Source organism: Mesorhizobium sp. CA6, assembly GCF_020165035.1.
In the GTDB taxonomy this organism is placed as follows: domain Bacteria; phylum Pseudomonadota; class Alphaproteobacteria; order Rhizobiales; family Rhizobiaceae; genus Mesorhizobium.
In genome coordinates this window covers 1-17577 of the sequence record NZ_JAIUHI010000025.1, presented here as the reverse complement: position 1 = coordinate 17577, position 17577 = coordinate 1, and the positions used below count along the sequence as shown (strand labels likewise).

The 17577-nt window shown below is 62.7% G+C and carries 22 protein-coding genes and 3 tRNA genes; 12 read left to right on the top strand and 13 right to left on the bottom strand.

The window, feature by feature from the left end; all coding sequences use genetic code 11:
* Positions 1-55: 55 nt before the first annotated feature.
* On the bottom strand, positions 56-829 hold the full coding sequence (locus LB526_RS27185; protein WP_140842832.1) for an NAD kinase: 774 nt from the start codon (positions 827-829) through the stop codon (positions 56-58).
* 245 nt (positions 830-1074) lie between these two features.
* On the opposite strand from LB526_RS27185, the gene LB526_RS27180 reads away from it, so the two are divergent.
* Entirely contained in the window at positions 1075-1239 is a 165-nt protein-coding gene (locus LB526_RS27180; protein WP_224532355.1) for a hypothetical protein, read from the top strand.
* A gap of 19 nt (positions 1240-1258) precedes the next feature.
* On the opposite strand, the gene LB526_RS27175 is transcribed toward LB526_RS27180, so the two are convergent.
* The 5 genes from LB526_RS27175 to LB526_RS27155 are packed head-to-tail and all read right to left on the bottom strand — an operon-like array spanning position 1259 to position 5803.
* Positions 1259-2017 carry an MBL fold metallo-hydrolase gene (locus LB526_RS27175; protein WP_224630395.1) on the bottom strand — a complete coding sequence of 253 codons (759 nt, stop codon included), beginning with the start codon at positions 2015-2017 and terminating at the stop codon, positions 1259-1261.
* 3 nt (positions 2018-2020) lie between these two features.
* On the bottom strand, positions 2021-3085 hold the full coding sequence (locus LB526_RS27170) for an ABC transporter ATP-binding protein (RefSeq protein WP_224630394.1): 1065 nt from the start codon (positions 3083-3085) through the stop codon (positions 2021-2023).
* Positions 3082-3864 (bottom strand): ABC transporter permease, encoded by a 783-nt coding sequence (locus tag LB526_RS27165; protein WP_224630393.1) that lies wholly within the window; start codon positions 3862-3864, stop codon positions 3082-3084. Before LB526_RS27165 ends, LB526_RS27170 begins: the two co-directional genes overlap by 4 nt.
* A gap of 2 nt (positions 3865-3866) precedes the next feature.
* Complete coding sequence (locus tag LB526_RS27160) at positions 3867-4712, bottom strand: ABC transporter permease (protein ID WP_224630392.1); 846 nt, start codon at positions 4710-4712, stop codon at positions 3867-3869.
* 8 nt (positions 4713-4720) lie between these two features.
* Positions 4721-5803, bottom strand: a complete 1083-nt coding sequence (locus tag LB526_RS27155) for a spermidine/putrescine ABC transporter substrate-binding protein (RefSeq protein ID WP_224630391.1) — start codon at positions 5801-5803, stop codon at positions 4721-4723.
* A 101-nt stretch (positions 5804-5904) separates the two neighbouring features.
* Here LB526_RS27155 and LB526_RS27150 point away from each other — a divergent pair, with 101 nt between their 5' ends.
* Positions 5905-6519, top strand: coding sequence for a TetR/AcrR family transcriptional regulator (locus LB526_RS27150; protein ID WP_224630390.1), 615 nt, complete (start codon positions 5905-5907; stop codon positions 6517-6519).
* A 27-nt stretch (positions 6520-6546) separates the two neighbouring features.
* Here the strand turns inward: LB526_RS27150 and LB526_RS27145 are convergent, their stop codons facing one another.
* The gene (locus tag LB526_RS27145; protein ID WP_224608917.1) at positions 6547-6747 is read right to left on the bottom strand and encodes a DUF2905 domain-containing protein; all 201 of its coding nucleotides are present in this window, start codon (positions 6745-6747) and stop codon (positions 6547-6549) included.
* Between the two features lie 111 nt (positions 6748-6858).
* Positions 6859-6934, bottom strand: a tRNA-Thr gene (locus LB526_RS27140).
* Positions 6935-7084: 150 nt separating this feature from the next.
* On the opposite strand from LB526_RS27140, the gene LB526_RS27135 reads away from it, so the two are divergent.
* Together LB526_RS27135 and LB526_RS27130 are read left to right on the top strand one after the other, a co-directional pair.
* Complete coding sequence (locus tag LB526_RS27135; protein ID WP_224630389.1) at positions 7085-7252, top strand: hypothetical protein; 168 nt, start codon at positions 7085-7087, stop codon at positions 7250-7252.
* 204 nt (positions 7253-7456) lie between these two features.
* Entirely contained in the window at positions 7457-7768 is a 312-nt protein-coding gene (locus tag LB526_RS27130) for a BA14K family protein (RefSeq protein WP_224630388.1), read from the top strand.
* 112 nt (positions 7769-7880) lie between these two features.
* Here LB526_RS27130 and LB526_RS27125 read toward each other — a convergent pair whose 3' ends face one another.
* Positions 7881-8240, bottom strand: a complete 360-nt coding sequence (locus tag LB526_RS27125; RefSeq protein ID WP_224630387.1) for a hypothetical protein — start codon at positions 8238-8240, stop codon at positions 7881-7883.
* 204 nt (positions 8241-8444) lie between these two features.
* Between LB526_RS27125 and LB526_RS27120 the strand changes: the two genes are divergently transcribed.
* The gene (locus LB526_RS27120) at positions 8445-8804 is read left to right on the top strand and encodes a hypothetical protein (protein ID WP_224630386.1); all 360 of its coding nucleotides are present in this window, start codon (positions 8445-8447) and stop codon (positions 8802-8804) included.
* Positions 8805-8904: 100 nt separating this feature from the next.
* Here the strand turns inward: LB526_RS27120 and bhcR are convergent, their stop codons facing one another.
* A complete protein-coding gene (bhcR, locus tag LB526_RS27115) occupies positions 8905-9726 on the bottom strand; it encodes an HTH-type transcriptional regulator BhcR (protein ID WP_224630385.1) in 822 nt (273 codons plus the stop codon).
* Positions 9727-9927: 201 nt separating this feature from the next.
* Here bhcR and gcl point away from each other — a divergent pair, with 201 nt between their 5' ends.
* The 3 genes from gcl to LB526_RS27100 all read left to right on the top strand — a co-directional run bounded on the left by gcl (position 9928) and on the right by LB526_RS27100 (position 13524).
* On the top strand, positions 9928-11709 hold the full coding sequence (gene gcl, locus LB526_RS27110; RefSeq protein WP_224630384.1) for a glyoxylate carboligase: 1782 nt from the start codon (positions 9928-9930) through the stop codon (positions 11707-11709).
* A 28-nt stretch (positions 11710-11737) separates the two neighbouring features.
* A complete protein-coding gene (gene otnI, locus LB526_RS27105) occupies positions 11738-12535 on the top strand; it encodes a 2-oxo-tetronate isomerase (protein WP_224630383.1) in 798 nt (265 codons plus the stop codon).
* Between the two features lie 104 nt (positions 12536-12639).
* Positions 12640-13524, top strand: a complete 885-nt coding sequence (locus LB526_RS27100; protein WP_224630382.1) for a 2-hydroxy-3-oxopropionate reductase — start codon at positions 12640-12642, stop codon at positions 13522-13524.
* Between the two features lie 95 nt (positions 13525-13619).
* Here LB526_RS27100 and LB526_RS27095 read toward each other — a convergent pair whose 3' ends face one another.
* Positions 13620-14480 carry a TrmH family RNA methyltransferase gene (locus LB526_RS27095; protein WP_224630381.1) on the bottom strand — a complete coding sequence of 287 codons (861 nt, stop codon included), beginning with the start codon at positions 14478-14480 and terminating at the stop codon, positions 13620-13622.
* Between the two features lie 199 nt (positions 14481-14679).
* On the opposite strand from LB526_RS27095, the gene LB526_RS27090 reads away from it, so the two are divergent.
* Positions 14680-14764 (top strand) — tRNA-Tyr (locus LB526_RS27090).
* An 87-nt stretch (positions 14765-14851) separates the two neighbouring features.
* Positions 14852-14925: transfer RNA gene (locus tag LB526_RS27085), tRNA-Gly, on the top strand.
* 71 nt (positions 14926-14996) lie between these two features.
* On the opposite strand, the gene LB526_RS27080 is transcribed toward LB526_RS27085, so the two are convergent.
* Positions 14997-15452, bottom strand: a complete 456-nt coding sequence (locus tag LB526_RS27080) for a YidB family protein (RefSeq protein ID WP_224532367.1) — start codon at positions 15450-15452, stop codon at positions 14997-14999.
* A gap of 130 nt (positions 15453-15582) precedes the next feature.
* Here LB526_RS27080 and LB526_RS27075 point away from each other — a divergent pair, with 130 nt between their 5' ends.
* Positions 15583-15840: a GlsB/YeaQ/YmgE family stress response membrane protein gene (locus LB526_RS27075; protein ID WP_140842889.1), complete on the top strand. Its 258-nt coding sequence runs from the start codon at positions 15583-15585 to the stop codon at positions 15838-15840.
* Positions 15841-15911: 71 nt separating this feature from the next.
* Here the strand turns inward: LB526_RS27075 and LB526_RS27070 are convergent, their stop codons facing one another.
* Positions 15912-16799: a DMT family transporter gene (locus tag LB526_RS27070; protein WP_224630380.1), complete on the bottom strand. Its 888-nt coding sequence runs from the start codon at positions 16797-16799 to the stop codon at positions 15912-15914.
* A gap of 227 nt (positions 16800-17026) precedes the next feature.
* Here LB526_RS27070 and LB526_RS27065 point away from each other — a divergent pair.
* Positions 17027-17577: GTP-binding protein (locus tag LB526_RS27065; protein ID WP_224630379.1), on the top strand; the 551-nt coding region annotated here is incomplete at its 3' end.

Genomic DNA, 17577 nt, shown 5'->3' with positions numbered 1-17577 from the left:
CCGCTGCGCGCTTTTGGGCGATATGCATTGATCGAAACAATATCCTTGCGCCGGCTCAGTAGCGGAACTGCTCGGCAAGGATACGCTCGTTCCAGGAATGGTTCGGATCGAACAGCAAAGTTGCCGTCGCCGTCGGCGATTCCCGCACGGTGACGGAGGCCACTGCCTTGACCTCGGTATGATCGGCCGCGGCATTCACCGGGCGCTTTTCGGCTTCCAGGATGTCGAAGCGCACGGTCGCCTTGTTGGACAGCAGCGCCCCGCGCCAGCGGCGCGGCCGGAAAGGACTGACCGGCGTCAGCGCCAGAAGCGGCGCATCGAGCGGCAGGATCGGCCCATGCGCCGACAGATTGTAGGCAGTGGAACCGGCGGGCGTCGCGATCATCACGCCGTCGCAGTTCAGCTCCTCCAGCCGCACCTGGCCGTCGACGGTGATGCGGATCTTCGCCGTCTGGTAGGATTGGCGCCACAGCGCCACCTCGTTGATGGCCGGCGCCGAAATCGTTTCGCCGTCATGCGTCACGGCGACCATTTCCAGTGGCCGGATCGTCTCGGAGACGGCGTTGGCGATGCGTTCCTCGAGGCCGCCGGCGCGATATTCGTTCATCAGGAAGCCGATGGTGCCACGGTTCATGCCGTAGACCTTCTTGCCCGTGCTCATCGTCTCGCGCAGCGTCTGCAGAAGAAAGCCGTCGCCGCCGAGCGCGATGATGATCTCGGCATCCGCGACAGGCACCTGTCCATAGCGCGCGGACAGGCTTTCCAGCGCCGCGCGGGCGTCGTCGGTGTCGGAAGAAACGAAGGCGAAACGGCTGGCGGCTTTGCTCATGGCTCCCGGAGGGCGACCGTCTGCGGGGCCGCGCCGGCGACGGCGTAGCATGCGGCGCCTACATCTGTGAAGGGCACTGCGCCAGCTGGCGGTCACACCCGACAATCGCGCTTCGTGACAGCCGCGACATGAATGTGATGGCTGCTATGGTTAAGGCGAAGCTTAAACACTCGTAAAGCCGGATCGATCATGTTAGCCGACAGTGGATGGGTTGGCGGGGGCTAGCCAGTCGAGAGACCTGTCTATTGCCGGTAACGCGTCTGATCATAGTCTTCCTGATGATGGGAAGTTTCGCGCTGATGTTCGCCGAGCTGGTGCGTCATTCCGAAGAGATGAGCCAGCGGCCGCAGCCGACAGCTTCCCGCTGCGGCGACGCCACGGGAACACTTTGCCCGCAAAGGGCGCTGTAGGCTTCGCTTCCCTGATCGCTCAGCCGCTCTGCAAGTGGCACCCGGCCTTGCGTTTGCCCGCGACATACTCATCGATGAGTTGCCGGTAGCGCACCTTGCCGAAGCTTGGGAAATGGCCGCCATGCACGACCGAGACGTCGAGCTCGCGCATGGCAAGCAGGGTCCCGACATAGTCATCGATGTCGGAGTGATAGACGTCGTCGATCAGCGGCCCGTCATAAACGATGTCGCCCGACAGCAGGATGCCGGTCTTTCTCTCATAAAGCGCGATGCCGCCGGGCGAATGTCCAGGTGTGTGGATGACCTCGAAGGCGCGGTCGCCGAGGTCGACCACATCGCCATGCTCGAGCAGCCGGCCGGCCGGCGCGGGCAGGATGCGGTAGCGCGCCGTATCCCAGCCTTCAGGCGCACCGTCGAACATCTGCTCATTGGCGTAGCGGTCCGCCACCGTCCATTCATTGCGCGGATCGGCAAGGATTGCCGCTTCGGCGGAGTGCACGCAGCGGTCCGGGAATTCGTGATGGCAGCCGATATGGTCGAAATGCGTGTGGCTGGCGACGCAGGTAAGCTTGTGCTCGCTCACCAGCGGCACATGGCGTTTCAGGCTGAAATGGCCAAGGCCGGTGTCGAACAACAGGTCGCGGTCGCGCCCGCGCACATGCCAGATGTTGCAGCGGAAGAACGGTTTTATCCACGGCTCATGGATGAGCGTGATATCGTTGCCCATGCGGATGGTTTCGTACCAGTCCGGAGCCTCGATGACCGGAAGCATGCCCATGGATCAGTCCGCCAATAAGATGATGTCTTGAGCCTGGCATGAAACCGGGATCGTGTCGCCTGCCTGAATGGCAGCGGAAGCGGGCGCCTTCGCGATAAATTGCAGCGCAGGATCCAGCTCCGAGGCGGCCAGCACGCGCTTGAAACTGCCCTGGAAGACGACATCGCCGACCTTGGCCCTCCCCAGCGTGACGTCGCTCTTCGCTTCGTCGAGAACCAGGTGCTCGGGTCGGATGGCGAGCGCGACCGTGGCGCCGGCAGGCGATGCACCGGGCATTGAAATCGGCCCGACCGCCGTCATGGCCGTGACGATCCCGTTCTTCGCTTCAGTGACGGTGCCGGCAAGGATCGTGCTCTCGCCCATGAAGGTGGCGGAAAAGCGCGTCGCCGGCCGCGCATAGACCCGCTCGGGCGGGCCTTCGTCCTCGATACGGCCGTCATTCATCACCACGCAATGGTCGGCCAGCGCCATCGCTTCCTCCTGATCGTGCGTGACATGGATGAAGGCGGTGCCGACGCGCTTCTGGATCGCCTTCAACTCGTCCTGCATCTGCCGGCGCAGTTTCAGGTCCAGCGCGCCGAGCGGTTCGTCGAGCAGAAGCACCGCCGGCTCGATGACCAGCGCGCGGGCGAGTGCCACGCGCTGGCGCTGGCCGCCGGAGAGCTGATGCGGCTTCTTGTCGAAGGCGGCCGCCAACCCCACGAGAGCCAGCGCCTCGCGCGCCTTCGCCGCCCGGGTCGCGCCGTCGACGCCCTGCATGCGCAGCCCGAAGCCGACATTGCCGCCGACGCTCATATGCGGAAACAGCGCGTAGTCCTGGAACACCGTTGTTGTTGGGCGTTTGGCCGGCGGCACCGCGGTGCAATCCACACCACGGATGAACACCTTGCCCTCGCTGGGCGTGACGAAGCCGCCAAGGATCGAAAGCAGCGTCGTCTTGCCGGAACCGGACGGTCCGAGCAGGATCGTGTAGCTGCCGGGCTCGATGGCGAGCAAGACGTTCTTCAGCACCGCTAGCTGGCCGAAGCGGTGCGAGACATTGCGGATGTCGACCAAAGGCGCGCTCATGCCGGCTTTCTCCGCAACAGCGTCAATTCGAAAAACACCACCAGGACGATGGAGACGGCAAAGACCAGCGAGCCGACGGCATTGGTCTTGGGGTTGAGGCCGGAACGCAGCAGGTTCCAGATCTCCACCGGCAGCGTCGTCTCGAAGCGGGTGAGCAGGAAGGAGATGACGAACTCGTCCCAGGAAAACGTCATCGATAGGAAGAAGCCGGCGAAGATCGCCGGTGCCATGACCGGCACGGTGATCATGAGCAGCACTTTCCACTCGGCGGCGCCGAGGTCGCGAGCGGCGCGCTCGATGTTGATCTGGTGATCGCCCATCTGGCTGTAGATGATGGCGAAGCAGAGCGGCAGATTGATCACCACATGGCCGATGCCGGCGGCCAAGAGCGACTTCGGCACGCCGGCCCAGTTGAACAGCACCAGAAGGCCCATGCCGATGATGAGATAGCTCACGGTCAGCGGCAGTGTGATCAGGCCGCGCAGGATGGCCGAACCCGGCAGCACGAAGCGCGCGAACCCCCAGGCGGACAGGAAGCCGAGCGTGACCGAAGCGAGCGAGGAGAGCACCGCCACCAGCAGCGAATTGAGGAGCGCCGAGGTAAGCCGCGCATCCGACAGCACCGCCTGATACCAGCGCAGCGACGGGCCGGTGAAGGGGGGGATCGGGAAGGAGGTCGCCTGCAGCGAGAACAGCACCAGCACGACCACCGGCAGGAAGATGAAGCCGTAGACGGCGATGGCGTAGGCCCAGGCGGCGAGGCGAACGGCGGCGCGCATGGTCAGGCCCGCTCGATCTTCAGCCAGCGGGCGCAGGCGAGATAGGCGATGGTCACCACAGCCATCAGGATGATCGACAGCGCCGAAGCCAGTGGAAAATCACCGCGGCGGCCGATCTGCATCATGACGAGCTGCGGCATGACCAGCTCGTTGTTGCCGCCGAGGATCTGCGGCGTGATGTAGTCGCCGATGCAAAGCACGAAGGTGAGGAAGGCGCCGACCATGATGCCGGGCAAGGTGAGTGGCAGCACGACATGCAGGAAGGTGCGCACCGGCCCTGCGCCGAGATCGGCGGCAGCCTTGCGGTAGCTCGGGCTAAGCTGCTTCAGATTGGCGAAGATCGTCAGCGTCAAAAGCATGACAAAGAAATGCACAAAGCCGGTGACGGTCGCGAAACGCGTATTGGCAAGCTGCAGCGGCTCGCCGATCAGGCCGATGCCGGTCAGCGCCCGGTTGATGACGCCGTTCTGCGCCAAAACCAGCAGCCAGGAATAGGAGCGCACGACATAGGAGGTCCAGAACGGCAGCACGGCCAGCATCAGCGCCAGCCGCTGCCAGCGTTCCGGCACTTGTTCCGCGAGGATCCAGGCAAAGGGATAGGCAAGCAGGATCGAGATGACGGTGACGATCGCCGTCACCTCCAGCGAGTTCACCATCGCCCGCCAGTAGGACGGATCGGTGAAGAACTGGCTGTAATTGGCCAGAGTGAAGCCGCCGCCTTCATGCGCCGTGAGGCTGGAAAACCCCATGGCGATGAAGGGCAGCACGAAGAACGCACATGTCCACGCCAGCGCCGGCGTGACCAGCGCCCAGGGCAGGGCACGTGAATTGCTTCCCGCCGATGTCATCGGCCGATTTACTGCGCCTGCAGCATCTCGGTCCACATATCCTGCATCTTCTTGTCGAGATCGGCGTTCGGCGCCGGATAGGCCTGGGCGCGGGCAAGGAAGCCGGGCTGCTCGTCGAAGCGCAGGATCTTCTTCTGTTCTTCGGTCAGCGCCGCCTTCTTGTTCGAAGGCATGCCCCAGTAGCAGGAAGAGGTTGCAAGCCGCGCCTGGCCTTCAGGGCTCAGGATATATTGGATGAATTTCAGCGCCATGTCCTTGTTCTTGGAATCCTTGAACATGGCGAGCGACTGCGACCAGAGCACAGCACCTTCCTTCGGGATCGAGAAATCGAGCGCCGGGTTTTCCTTGGCAAGGCCGGCCGTCACCCATTCGCCGCCGCCGACCAATATGTCGACCTCGCCGGTGGCGAGAGCGGTCTGGCTGGCCGTGACCTCGCCGACCAGCTTGGCATTGGCCTTCATCTTGAGCAGTTCGGCCTTGAGGGCAGGCAGATCGGCCTCGGTGAGGTCGGCCGTCTTCTTGCCGATGGCCAGAGCGGCCATGCCGATCACCGGCAGATAATAGTCGTAGATCGCGATCTTGCCCTTGTATTTGTCGCTGGTGAGCGAGGCCAGCGACTGCATGTCGGCCGGGTCGACCTTGGTCTTGTTGAAGCCGATCGTGTTGTAGCCGAACTTTTCGGTCACGCCGTAGCGCTTGCCGTCGACAATGGTGGACTTGTCCATCTTCACTTCGGGGAAGAGGTCGGCGAAAGGCAGCTTGTCTTCGGGCAGCGGCTCGAACAAACCTTTCTCGACGCCGCGGGGCACGTCGATGGAATCGATCACCATCACGTCCCAGTCGCCGGGTTGCGACTGGTCGACGATGGCGAGCCCCGCGCCGGTGCCTTCGAATTCCTTGACGTTGACCTTGACGTGGTTGGCTTCCTCGAAGGGCTGCAGCAGCGCCGGATCGGAATGATCGCACCAGATCAGCGCGTTGAGATCGGCGGCCTGGGCGGCACTGGCTGCGAGCAACAACGCGGCTGTCGCGCTGGCGGCTACGAGATAAGACTTCAGGGTGAAATGCGGAGTCCGGGCATTAACGGTCATCGAGTGTTCTCCCTGCCTTGCTGGCTTGTTGGCTTGTTGGAAGAAAAGTTGAACCAATTCTAAAATTGAGTCAATTATGATTTTGTGGCAGAGAGGCCGATATGAGCGGATTGCGCGAACGGCAGAAGGCGGACCGGCACAGGCGCATTATCGATGCGGCGACGGAGCTGTTCCGCGAGGCCGGCTATGAAGGCGCCAAGATCGAGGCGATCGCAGCGCAGGCCGAGGTCTCGATCGGCACGATCTACAATTACTACCAGAACAAGGGCGACATCCTCGGCGCCATCGTTTCCATGGAGGTCAACGAGGTGCTGAATGCCGGGCGAGGGGTTGTCGCCAGCCCGCCCGCCAATGTCGGCGACGCGCTCGACACGCTGATCGGCATCTATATCGAGCACTCGCTGAATTATCTGAGCAAAGAGATGTGGCGCCAGGCGATGGCGATCTCGACGCAACTGCCTGACAGCCCCTTCGGCCAGGCCTACACCGCCCTTGACCGCGAGCTGACCAGGCAGATCAGCGCGCTGATAGTCCGCCTGCAGGAGATCGGGCTTGTGCGCTCGGACATAGACGGGCCGGCGGTGGGCGAGCTGATCTTCAACAACATGAACATGATGTTCATCGAGTTCGTCAAACGCGACGAGGCGAAGATACCGGAGCTGCGCGCTGCGATACAACGGCAGAATAGGATAGTGGTGGCGGCGATTGGGGCGTGAAGCGAAATCGCTGCCGCCGAAGCGCCCCTAACGGTTGATCAGCCACAGGATCGCCGAGACCACGACGCTGATCAGTATTCCCGTGGTGATGGGAACGTAGAGCCTGAAATGCTCGCGCTCGATCACGATATCGCCTGGTAGCCGGCCAAGGCCGATCCGGCCCACCCAGGGCCATAGCAGACCTACGGCAACCAAACAGAGACCAACGATGATCAGGGTTCGCGACATGCTTCCCCGCGTCTGCGTCACGCCACTAGCGATCATAACCGGCGTGCTCAGCCGCGTGCGCTCGCGAACAGCGTTTGTTCGAAGGGCATTGCGGGCGTCTCCGCTACAGGATGGTGCCCCCGGCAGGGATCGAACCCGCGACCTTCGGTTTACAAAACCGCTGCTCTACCAGCTGAGCTACAAGGGCACGGCGCTCCGGTAGCACATTTCGTGCGCCAGTAAAGACAAAACTCCGTTTCGGGTTCCCAATGGACCGCGTGGCTTGGTCGGCATGCTGAAAAGCGCTGCGCCGCTTCCTACATCTTTGTCGGGTGCAATCGCATCGAACGGGTGCCGCATGATCAGATTCGTCATCATCCTGCCGCTCATCGTCGTGACCTGGCTTCTGCTGGTGAAGGTCATCAGCGATCTGAAGAAGGCCAACATCGACTGGACCGGCGTCGCCACATTCATCGGCTTCATCGTGCTGGCCTTCTGGCTGAGGTATGTCACGGGGATGGGGTGAAAGAGAGCGAGTAGCGAATAGTGAATAGCGAATAGGGATTTGCATTCAGCATATCCCCGCTTTCCCTACTCGCTATTCGCTACTCCCTGTTCGCTCAGTCCCGGCGAAAAAAATCGTAAAAATACTTCGAACCTTTTTCCCGGCCGCAGCGACAGACGATCAAGAGGCGGATGGTTCGCCTCTCCAACGAAACAGGAGATCGTCATGTTCAAGCGCACCATCGTTTCTGGCCTCATCGCCGCCACCGTCGCCGCCGGCTCGCTCGTCGGCACCGTCCAGCCTTCGGCCGCCCACGACCATCATCACCGCCGCGAGCTCGGCATCGGCATCGCCGCCGGCGTCGGCGGTTTCGTTCTCGGCAGCCTGCTTGCCCAGCAGCAGCCCCGCAGCGTCTATGTCGAGGACGACGGCTACGACTCGGTCCACGTCCGCCGCTGCTACGCCCGCTACGCCAGCTACGACGAGCGCACCGACACCTATATGAGCTACGACGGCCCGCGTTATTGCAGGCTCTAGGAGGCAGCTGAACAAACGGCTGGAAAGAGGGGCTGCCCGCAGCCCCTTTTCTTGCGTTGAGCATCCGCCTGATTGGCTTGATGTGAAGCGAACGACGTTCCGCCCCAGCAATTCAGGAATTGGGCTTCAGCTCCGGCATTGCCAATCCCGCCGCCTTGCAGGCGCCGATGACTGAAACGTCATTTATCGCAACGAGTTCAAAGCCGTTTCCGGCATCGGGATAGATCTTGCCGATGAATGGCTCGCTGCCGCCGGGAGAGCCCTTGTCGTCGACATAGCCGCACGCCACCACTTCGTGGCGGCCGTTCAAACTGCGTTCTCCGGCGAGCATGGTTCCGAACCTGGCAGCGATGGGGTTCTTCAAATGCTGGCGGACGCCGGCAGTGATGATCTCCTCCAGGGCCAGCGAAATCGGAATAGGATCGACGCGTTGATTGCCGCTGGGCGAGGGCGGCGGCGCTGTCGCCGCCACGCATCCGCAAAGGGAAGCGGCGGATAGGAGGTAAAGGGTTTTCCGCATCTGTGCCCTTTGGCATGCATTCCGACGGCACGGCAAGACCGGTCAAGTCCGGCGTCCGTCCTGGTATGGCCGGCCTGCCTTGCTGAGCAACCAATGATGTACAGCAATTTTGCAAGCGTTTAGTCTGGCCTTGACGGCAATCGAGGGGAGGGTCGCTTGGACAATCAGGATCCCAGGGAAGAACGGGTCGAACCGGTTTTCCGCAACGGCACCATCACAATCGTCGGCATCCTGCTGGCGTTCTCGCTAGGCTTCATCACCCATTGGGCGGCCAACCCCATCCCATGGCAGACCTACCATCTGACTGCCGTCCTGCCGATCCTGGTCGGCATTGCGCTGCAGATCCGGGCGTTGGCCATTCTGCTCGACATCAAATCCTTGCAGCGAAGCATTCATGACCGCGCCAGTCGGATATTCCTCGCCGGCCTCATTTTCGCGGCCTGTGGCGTCGCGCTGGCGATCCTGCTCGATTTCTTCGACATATCGGCAAAGAGCGCATTGCCAGGCGCGTCTTAATTAGAGCAATTCCAGGAAAAGTGTGTGCGGTTTTCCATTCGGAATTGCGTAAAAACAAGAGCTTGAGCGGTTCGCCGTTTCCATGAAACGGTGAAACGCTCTAGTAGGCTTTCACGCCGCCGATCATCTTCGTCACCTCGACCGCGGCCTCGCGGACCAGCGGACCGATCTCGGCCAGCCGCTCGGGCGTGACCCGCACCGTCGGTCCGGACACAGAAACGCCCCCGAGTGGCTCGCCGAACTCGTTGAAGATGGCGGCGGCCACGCAGCGCATGCCGGGGTGGCGCTCCTCGTCGTCGACCGACCAGCCGCGATGCTTGATGACGGCCAGATCATGGGCCAGCGCCGAAATGTCGGAAAGCGTCTTGTCGGTGTAGCGCTGCAGGCCCGCCTTGCGCAGGATGGCGGCGACCCGTTCCGGCTCGAGATGCGCCAGCACCGCCTTGCCGATGCCGGAAGCATGAAAGGGGCTGCGCGTGCCCGGCCGGAAGAAGGCGCGGATCGCCTGGTGCGTCTCGACCTGGCTGACGAAGACGACGCAATCGTCCTCGGCGACGCCGAGATTGGCGGTCTCGCCGGTCTTCTCCATCAATTCCTGCATCACGATGCGCGCGCGGTCGACCAGCTTGCGCCGGCGCAGGAAGGCAGCGCCCATGCGGTAGGTCTCGACGCCGACGGACCAGAGCTGGTCGGTCGTATCGAACTCGACCATGCCATGGTTCTCCAGCGTCGTCAGCATGCGATAGGCTGTCGAGGCGGCAATGCCGCTTTGCGCCGCGATCTCGCTCAGCGACAAGCCGCTGGCCTCGGCGACGATGGCCAGGATCCGCAGCGCCCGGTCGAGCGACTGGACCGAGGCCGCTTCGGACGGGCCGTTGAAGGCGCGCGGCCGGCCGCGCTGGCGTTTTTCCGTCGTTTCCATACCGGCCATTCTCGCCGATTTGACATCGGATGCAATGAAAAAGTTTTTCAGTAGTGGCCATGAGCGATTTTTGGAAAAGGAAAAGTGAAGCGAAATCAGCTGATAACGGTGGTTTTCTAGAAATGAAAAAATATTCTGAAAAAATTGAAAAATCGAACGCACGCTGTCATTGTCAAGCCAACCAACGAATGGAGGCTTGCCATGGCCAGGATGCGCGCTGTCGACGCTGCGGTTCTCGTTCTCGAAAAGGAAGGCATCACCAATGCCTTCGGCGTGCCGGGCGCGGCGATCAACCCGCTCTATTCGGCGCTGAAGGCGCGCGGCACCATCCGCCATGTGCTGGCGCGCCATGTCGAAGGCGCCTCGCACATGGCCGAAGGTTATACGCGGGCCAAGGCCGGCAACATCGGGCTCTGCATCGGCACCTCCGGTCCGGCCGGCACCGACATGATCACCGGCCTCTATTCGGCCTCGGCGGATTCGATTCCGATCTTATGCATAACTGGTCAAGCTCCCCGCGCGCGCCTCAACAAGGAGGATTTCCAGGCCGTCGACATCGCCTCGATCGCAGCACCAGTCGCCAAATGGGCCGTCACCGTCATGGAGCCCTATCTGGTGCCGATGACGCTGCAGAAGGCCTTCCATCTGATGCGCTCCTCGCGGCCCGGGCCGGTTCTGGTCGACCTGCCGGTCGACGTGCAGCTTGCCGAGATCGAATTCGACATCGACGCCTATGAGCCGCTCGCTGCGTTCAAGCCGGCGATAACGCGTGCCCAGGCCGAGAAGGCCCTGGCGATGCTCAACGAGGCTGAAAAGCCGCTGATCGTCGCTGGCGGCGGCATCATCAACGCCGACGCTTCCGATCTTTTGATCGAGTTCGCGGAAGTCACCGGCGTGCCGGTCATCCCGACGCTGATGGGCTGGGGCGCGATCCCCGACGACCACCGGCTGATGGCCGGCATGTGCGGCCTGCAGACCTCGCACCGCTACGGCAATGCGACGATGCTTGAGGCGGACTTCGTCTTCGGCATCGGCAACCGCTGGGCCAACCGCCACACCGGCTCGGTCGACGTCTACACCAAGGGGAAAAAATTCATCCACGTCGACATCGAGCCGACGCAGATCGGCCGTGTCTTCGCGCCGGATCTAGGCCTCGTCTCGGACGCGGGCGCCGCGCTGAAGATCCTGCTCGACGTCGCCACCGAATGGCGCACGGCCGGCAAGTTGCGCGACTGGTCGGGCTGGGCGAAGGAGTGCCAGCAGCGCAAGAAGACCATGAAGCGCAAGACGCATTTCGAGCAGGTGCCGCTGAAGCCGCAGCGCGTCTATGAGGAGATGAACAAGGCGTTTGCCCGCGACACCACCTATGTCACCACGATCGGCCTGTCGCAGATCGCCGGCGCGCAGTTCCTGCATGTCTATAGGCCGCGCAACTGGATCAACTGCGGCCAGGCCGGCCCGCTCGGCTGGACGCTGCCGGCGGCACTCGGCGTGCGCGCCGCCGATCCGGACCGCGACATCGTGGCGCTTTCCGGCGACTATGATTTCCAGTTCATGATCGAGGAGCTGGCCGTCGGCGCCCAGCACAAGCTGCCTTACATCCACGTCGTCGTGAACAACGCCTATCTCGGCCTGATACGCCAGGCGCAGCGCGGTTTCTCCATGGATTACGAGGTGAGCCTCGCCTTCGAGAACGTCAACCGTGCAGGCGATCCGGAGGCCGGCTACGGCGTCGATCATGTCGCGGTGGCCGAGGCGATGGGCTGCAAGGCGGTCCGTGTGAAGAAGCCCGAGGAATTCGCCGGTGCCTTCAAGGAGGCGCAGCGGCTGATGAAGGAGCATCAGGTGCCTGTGGTGCTGGAATTCATCCTCGAGCGCGTCACCAACATTTCAATGGGCACGGAAATCGACAAGATCACCGAATTCGAGGACCTTGCCGAACGCAACGAGGATGCGCCGACGGCCATCATGATGCTCGATTGAGGCTTGGCGGAGAGAAGGAGAAAAAGGAATGCCGCGTTTTTCAGCCAATCTTTCGATGCTCTTCGGCGAGCACGAGTTCCTTGACCGTTTCGATGCCGCTGCCCGCGCGGGCTTCAAGGGCGTCGAATATATCGGCCCGTATGAGCATGCCCCGGATGTCGTGGCGGCGCGGCTGAAGAAGAACGGCCTGACACAGGTTCTGTTCAATCTGCCGGCCGGCGACTGGGCGAAGGGTGAACGCGGGATTGCCGTGCTGCCGGACCGCGTGCCGGAATTCCGCCAGGGCGTCGCCAAGGCGATCACCTACGCCCATGCGCTGGGCTGCGAGCAGATCAACTGTCTTGCCGGCATCGCGCCGCAGGGCGCCGACCGTACGGTGCTGGCGAACGTCTTTGCCGAAAACCTCGCCTTCGCGGCCGAGAAGCTGGAGCAGGCCGGCATCAGGCTCTTGATCGAGCCGATCAACACCCGTGATATCCCCGGCTTCTTCCTGAACTATTCCAACCAGGCGCTGGCGCTGATCGACCGCGTCGGCTCGAAGAATATCTTCCTGCAATACGACATCTACCACATGCAGATCATGGAGGGGGATCTCGCCCGTACAATCGAGGCCAACCTCGGCCGCATCGCGCATATCCAGCTTGCGGACAATCCCGGCCGTCATGAGCCGGGGACGGGCGAGATCAATTATCCCTTCCTCTACGACCACATCGACCGCCTCGGCTATTCCGGCTGGATCGGTGCCGAATACAAGCCGAAGGCAGGCACCGAGGCCGGGCTCGGCTGGTTCAAGGAATTCGCCGGGCAGGGCAGCGCGGCGGCTTAAGAGCGTCCTTCTCCCCGTCTCTATACGGGGAGAAGGGCCGGCAGGCGGATGAGGGGCAGCGCCGGCCTTCGATGAGTTAGAACAAGCTTCCAGGAGCAACACCAATGGACACCATCGGCTTCATCGGCCTCGGCATCATGGGCGCGCCGATGGCGGGCCATCTTCTCGCTGCCGGCTACACGGTCGTCGCCAGCGACCATCGCTCCAAGCCGCCCGCCGACCTCCTCGCCAAGGGCCTGAAGACTTTTTCCGGCCACGACGCTGTTGCCGGGGCTGCCGACATCATCGTCACCATGGTGCCCGACACGCCCCAGGTCGCCGACGTTCTCTTCGGCGAGAACGGCGTCGCTTCCGGTCTCACCAAGGGCAAGCTCGTCATCGATATGAGCTCGATCTCGCCGATCGCCACCAAGGAATTCGCCAAGAAGATCAACGATCTCGGCTGCGACTATCTCGACGCGCCGGTGTCGGGCGGCGAGGTCGGCGCCAAGGCGGCCTCGCTCACCATCATGGTCGGCGGCGAGGAGAAGGCCTTCGAGCGCGCCAGGCCAGTGTTTGAGAAAATGGGCAAGAACATCACGCTGGTCGGTCCGAACGGGGTCGGCCAGACCACCAAGGTCGCCAACCAGATTGTCGTCGCGCTGACCATCGAAGCGGTCGGCGAAGCGCTGGTCTTCGCCTCGAAGGCGGGCGCCGATCCGGCCAAGGTGAGGCAGGCGCTGATGGGCGGGCTCGCCGCCTCGCGCATCCTCGAAGTGCATGGCGAGCGCATGATCAAGCGCACCTTCGCGCCCGGCTTCCGCATCGAGCTGCACCAGAAGGACCTCAACCTGGCGCTGGAAGGCGCCAAGGCGCTCGGTGTGTCGCTGCCCAACACCTCGACCACGCAGCAGCTCTTCAATTCCTGCGCCGCCAATGGCGGCGCCAAGGAGGATCACTCCGCGCTGGTCAGGACGCTGGAGCGGATGGCGGGGCATGAAGTGGGATAGGAGTGAGTAGGAATAGTGATTAGTGAGTAGTCAGTAGTCAGTAGTTAGCAAGGATTTCGTGACGTAGCTACTCACTACTCACTACTCACTACTCACTACTCACTCACCAAGAACTTCCTCGCCGCATAAAGGCTCACCGCCGCCGCGTTCGATACGTTGAGCGAGTGGATGGCGCCGGGCATGTCGAGGCGGGCGAGCGTCGTCACCGTCTCGCGCGTTTTCTGGCGCAGGCCCTTGCCTTCCGCGCCCAGCACCAGCGCGATCCTCTCGCCGGCGAAGGTCTTTTCGAGCTCGGCCGGTCCTTCCGAATCGAGCCCGATGGTCTGGAAGCCGGCCTCGTGCAGCTGTCCCAGCGCGTCGGCGAGGTTCTTCACCTCGATCTGGTCGATATGCTCGAGCGCGCCGGAAGCGGATTTCGCCAGCACGCCCGATTCCTGCGGGCTGTGACGGGCAGTCGTGATCAGCGCGCCGGCGCCGAACGCAACCGCGGAGCGCAGAATGGCGCCGACATTGTGCGGGTCCGTCACCTGGTCGAGCACCAGCACCAGCCTGGTGTCGCCAAGCGCGTCGAGACGCTTCGGCTTGAGCGGCTCGGCCTCGATCAGCACGCCCTGATGCACGGCGTCCGATCCGGTGATCCTGTCGATGTCCTTCGGTTCGACAAGCTCGGCCTTGAAGGGCAGGGCGGCAAGGTCGCCGATCGCCAGCCGTTCGGCGGCGTTGCGCGTCACCAGCATCGTCCTGATCTTGCGCCGCGGATTGTCGAGCGCAGCCCGCACGGTATGCAGGCCGTAAAGCCGCACCAGCCCGTCGGCGGCAGCCTCGCCCGGCGGCACCGGCTGGCGCGGCCGGAATGCCGGCGGCCCGCCCGCCTTCTGGTCGCGATGTGCGCGCCTCAGCTTGGCGTAGTGGGTGTCCTTGCGCGTGCCGGACTTGTTGCTTTTATCGTCGCTCATGGCGGCCTCTATAGCCGTCCCGTCCGGCTAAGGATATGGGCTGGCCAAATGAATGCCGAACATCCTCGAAAAACCCTGGCCGCGCCGGTTGACACCCACCGGCCTTGCCGCCATAAGGCGCTTCGCTGATTTCGGAGAAGATCTTACTCGGGCTCCGGATCGGCGGAAATGCCTCGTTGCATGGCTCCGGCGGCAGACTGGAGAGGTGCCCGAGTGGTTAAAGGGGACGGACTGTAAATCCGTTGGCTTAGCCTACGTTGGTTCGAATCCAACCCTCTCCACCACTGCCGGCCCGGAAGCCCTGAAACGAAAAGTCTCGGACCGAAAATGCGTGGCGCTTTTCGGATGAATCCGGTACCTCAGTGCAAGGCGCGGGTATAGCTCAGTGGTAGAGCAGCAGCCTTCCAAGCTGAATATGCGGGTTCGATTCCCGCTACCCGCTCCAGATTTCTTCCCGAGAATCCTCAAATGAAACGCCGCGCGCCGTGGCACGCGGCGCGCTAGCAGGCCATTTCCCTAGCTGTTGAAGGCTGAAACGACCTGATGGTGCTGCGGGATTTGGCCGTTCGGCGTCAGCTTGTCGACGATGCCGGGCAGCGCCGTGGAGAGCTGCTGCAGCAATTCCTGCTCGCTCATCCCGGTGCGCTGCGCGATCTCGCGGATCACCGAGGGCCCGAGCGCCGAGCCGAGATCACCCGGGTTGATCGGTTGGTTCTGGCCGGTACCGACCCAGGAGTCGGCGACATTGCCGTGGCCAGCGTTCTTGAGCTTGTCGAGCAGGCCGCCGAGACCGCCGAGCAGGCCGCCATCGGCGGACACGTCGGTTCCCGCAGGCGTCGGCGCCGGCGCTTGCGGCGCGGCCGCCTCTTCGCTTCTGCCGCTCAGCATCTTGCCGACCAGAAGCGCGCCGAGCGCGATCATCAGGGGTTTGGTGATGTTGCCGCCCGGAACGGCATTGTCGAAAAGGCCCATAATGGATCTCCTTGTCCAGCCAAGTCCACCCGGCCCCAGAATGGCGCAAACAGGCGGAATTTCAAGCTGACTTGAGCTTTTGACAATCATGTGACCATGATGGCGCGGCGGGGGAATTTTGGAGGGAATTATGGGCATTATCAGCTGGATCATTCTCGGCCTTATCGCCGGGTTCATCGGCAGCAAGATCGTCAACAAGACAGGCCAGGGCATGATCATGGATATCGTGCTCGGCATTGTCGGCGCCATCGTTGGCGGGTTGATCTTCAGCGCCTTCGGCTCGTCGGGTGTCACCGGTCTCAACATCTGGAGCCTGATCGTGGCCGTGATCGGCTCGATCGTCGTGCTTTGGGCCTATCACCAGTTTTCGGGCAAGCGCACGCTGTAGAAGGCCAGGGAACAGCCAGTAGGCTGTTGAAGGTCGACCCGACCGGGTCGACCCAGGCTGGAGGCGCGCCGTCAGGCGACCATGGCCAGCCGCCGTTTTCTTTCGTCGAGCGAGACGATGGCGAGACCGCTGGCTATCACCAGCAGGATGCCGCAGACGGCGAGCGCGTTGGGGAATTGCCCGAACACCAGCAGGCCCGAGATCACCGCCCAGACGGTGAAGCAGTAATAAAAAGGCGCGACCGCGCTTGTCGGCCCGACCCGGTAGGCCATGAAGATGAAGAAATGGCCGAAGATCAGGAACAGGCCGGCGCCGGCGATCAGGAGCAGATGATGTCCTTCGGGCATTACCCATTGCTCGGAGACGAGATGCGCCGCGCCTGAGCCGGCCAGCACCACGACGACCGCGGAGATGGCGACGATCATGCCCGGTACCTCGGCGCCCACCTTGCGCCCGGCAAGGTCGCGCACCGCCGCGAAGGCGGCGTTGCCGAGCGCCAGCAGCGCATAAACCGAAATGCCCTGCATGGTCGGCTGCGCCACCATGAGCGCCCCGACAAAGCCAAGGCCGATCAGCGCCATGCGCGTGGCGCCGATCTTTTCGCCGAACAGCATCGAGGAGCCGACCAGCACGATGAGCGGCGTGACTTGCCCGAGCGCGGTGGAATCCGCGATCTGCATGTTGGCTAAAGCGACGACGTAACACAGGATCGCCAGCAGCTCGAACAGGTTGCGGCGCAGCACCTTGCGCTCGAAGAGCAGCGGGATCTGCCTGGCATAGCCCAGCATCAGAAGCAGCGGCACGCCCCACAGCGTGGCGGCAGCACCCCGCAGCAGGAGAACTTCATAGGGCGGCAATCCGACGGTGGCGAGCTTCATCATCGTGTCGTTGACGAGGTAGGACCCCGTCGAGACGATCATGAACAGCGGGCCGCGGATATTGGATGGAATGAACTGCATCCGGCGAACAAGATCAGAGCGGCGTCGTGGCGGCAATGGGCCAGCACGGAGCTTTGATTTTACACGCGGCAGCCCTATATCCGCGCCATATCCCACCGAAATCGACCATTGGTTCGGGTCGAGCAAGAATCCGCTCAGCCACAAGGTACTTGTGTTTTTCAGCCGTTCTCGCTAATCGCCCCGCATTCGACTGAACTGAAGGTCAAGGCCGTCCAAGGAAAGAGACTATGGCAAAAGGTAAATTCGAGCGCACCAAGCCGCATGTGAACATTGGCACGATCGGTCACGTCGATCATGGCAAGACGTCGCTGACGGCGGCGATCACGAAGTATTTTGGCGAATACAAGCGCTATGACCAGATTGACGCAGCACCTGAAGAGAAGGCGCGCGGCATCACGATCTCGACGGCGCATGTCGAGTATGAGACGGCCAACCGTCACTATGCCCATGTCGACTGCCCCGGCCACGCCGACTATGTGAAGAACATGATCACGGGTGCGGCGCAGATGGACGGCGCGATCCTGGTGGTTTCGGCCGCCGACGGCCCGATGCCGCAGACTCGCGAGCACATCCTGCTTGCCCGCCAGGTCGGCGTGCCCTCGATCGTGGTGTTCCTGAACAAGGTCGACCAGGTCGACGACGCCGAGCTGCTGGAGCTGGTCGAGCTCGAGGTTCGCGAGCTTCTGTCGAAGAACGAATTTCCCGGCGACGACATTCCGATCGTCAAGGGTTCGGCGCTGGCTGCGTTGGAAGATTCCAACAAGACCATCGGCGAGGA

Excerpts from the sequence above, each read along its gene's own strand:
- LB526_RS27185 (WP_140842832.1), bottom strand. The coding sequence starts at position 829 with ATGAGCAAAGCCGCCAGCCGTTTCGCCTTCGTTTCTTCCGACACCGAC.
- LB526_RS27175 (WP_224630395.1), bottom strand. The coding sequence starts at position 2,017 with ATGGGCATGCTTCCGGTCATCGAGGCTCCGGACTGGTACGAAACCATC.
- LB526_RS27170 (WP_224630394.1), bottom strand. The coding sequence starts at position 3,085 with ATGAGCGCGCCTTTGGTCGACATCCGCAATGTCTCGCACCGCTTCGGC.
- LB526_RS27165 (WP_224630393.1), bottom strand. The coding sequence starts at position 3,864 with ATGCGCGCCGCCGTTCGCCTCGCCGCCTGGGCCTACGCCATCGCCGTC.
- LB526_RS27160 (WP_224630392.1), bottom strand. The coding sequence starts at position 4,712 with ATGACATCGGCGGGAAGCAATTCACGTGCCCTGCCCTGGGCGCTGGTC.
- LB526_RS27155 (WP_224630391.1), bottom strand. The coding sequence starts at position 5,803 with ATGACCGTTAATGCCCGGACTCCGCATTTCACCCTGAAGTCTTATCTC.
- LB526_RS27150 (WP_224630390.1), top strand. The coding sequence starts at position 5,905 with ATGAGCGGATTGCGCGAACGGCAGAAGGCGGACCGGCACAGGCGCATT.
- LB526_RS27145 (WP_224608917.1), bottom strand. The coding sequence starts at position 6,747 with ATGTCGCGAACCCTGATCATCGTTGGTCTCTGTTTGGTTGCCGTAGGT.
- LB526_RS27135 (WP_224630389.1), top strand. The coding sequence starts at position 7,085 with ATGATCAGATTCGTCATCATCCTGCCGCTCATCGTCGTGACCTGGCTT.
- LB526_RS27130 (WP_224630388.1), top strand. The coding sequence starts at position 7,457 with ATGTTCAAGCGCACCATCGTTTCTGGCCTCATCGCCGCCACCGTCGCC.
- bhcR (WP_224630385.1), bottom strand. The coding sequence starts at position 9,726 with ATGGAAACGACGGAAAAACGCCAGCGCGGCCGGCCGCGCGCCTTCAAC.
- gcl (WP_224630384.1), top strand. The coding sequence starts at position 9,928 with ATGGCCAGGATGCGCGCTGTCGACGCTGCGGTTCTCGTTCTCGAAAAG.
- otnI (WP_224630383.1), top strand. The coding sequence starts at position 11,738 with ATGCCGCGTTTTTCAGCCAATCTTTCGATGCTCTTCGGCGAGCACGAG.
- LB526_RS27100 (WP_224630382.1), top strand. The coding sequence starts at position 12,640 with ATGGACACCATCGGCTTCATCGGCCTCGGCATCATGGGCGCGCCGATG.
- LB526_RS27095 (WP_224630381.1), bottom strand. The coding sequence starts at position 14,480 with ATGAGCGACGATAAAAGCAACAAGTCCGGCACGCGCAAGGACACCCAC.
- LB526_RS27080 (WP_224532367.1), bottom strand. The coding sequence starts at position 15,452 with ATGGGCCTTTTCGACAATGCCGTTCCGGGCGGCAACATCACCAAACCC.
- LB526_RS27075 (WP_140842889.1), top strand. The coding sequence starts at position 15,583 with ATGGGCATTATCAGCTGGATCATTCTCGGCCTTATCGCCGGGTTCATC.
- LB526_RS27070 (WP_224630380.1), bottom strand. The coding sequence starts at position 16,799 with ATGCAGTTCATTCCATCCAATATCCGCGGCCCGCTGTTCATGATCGTC.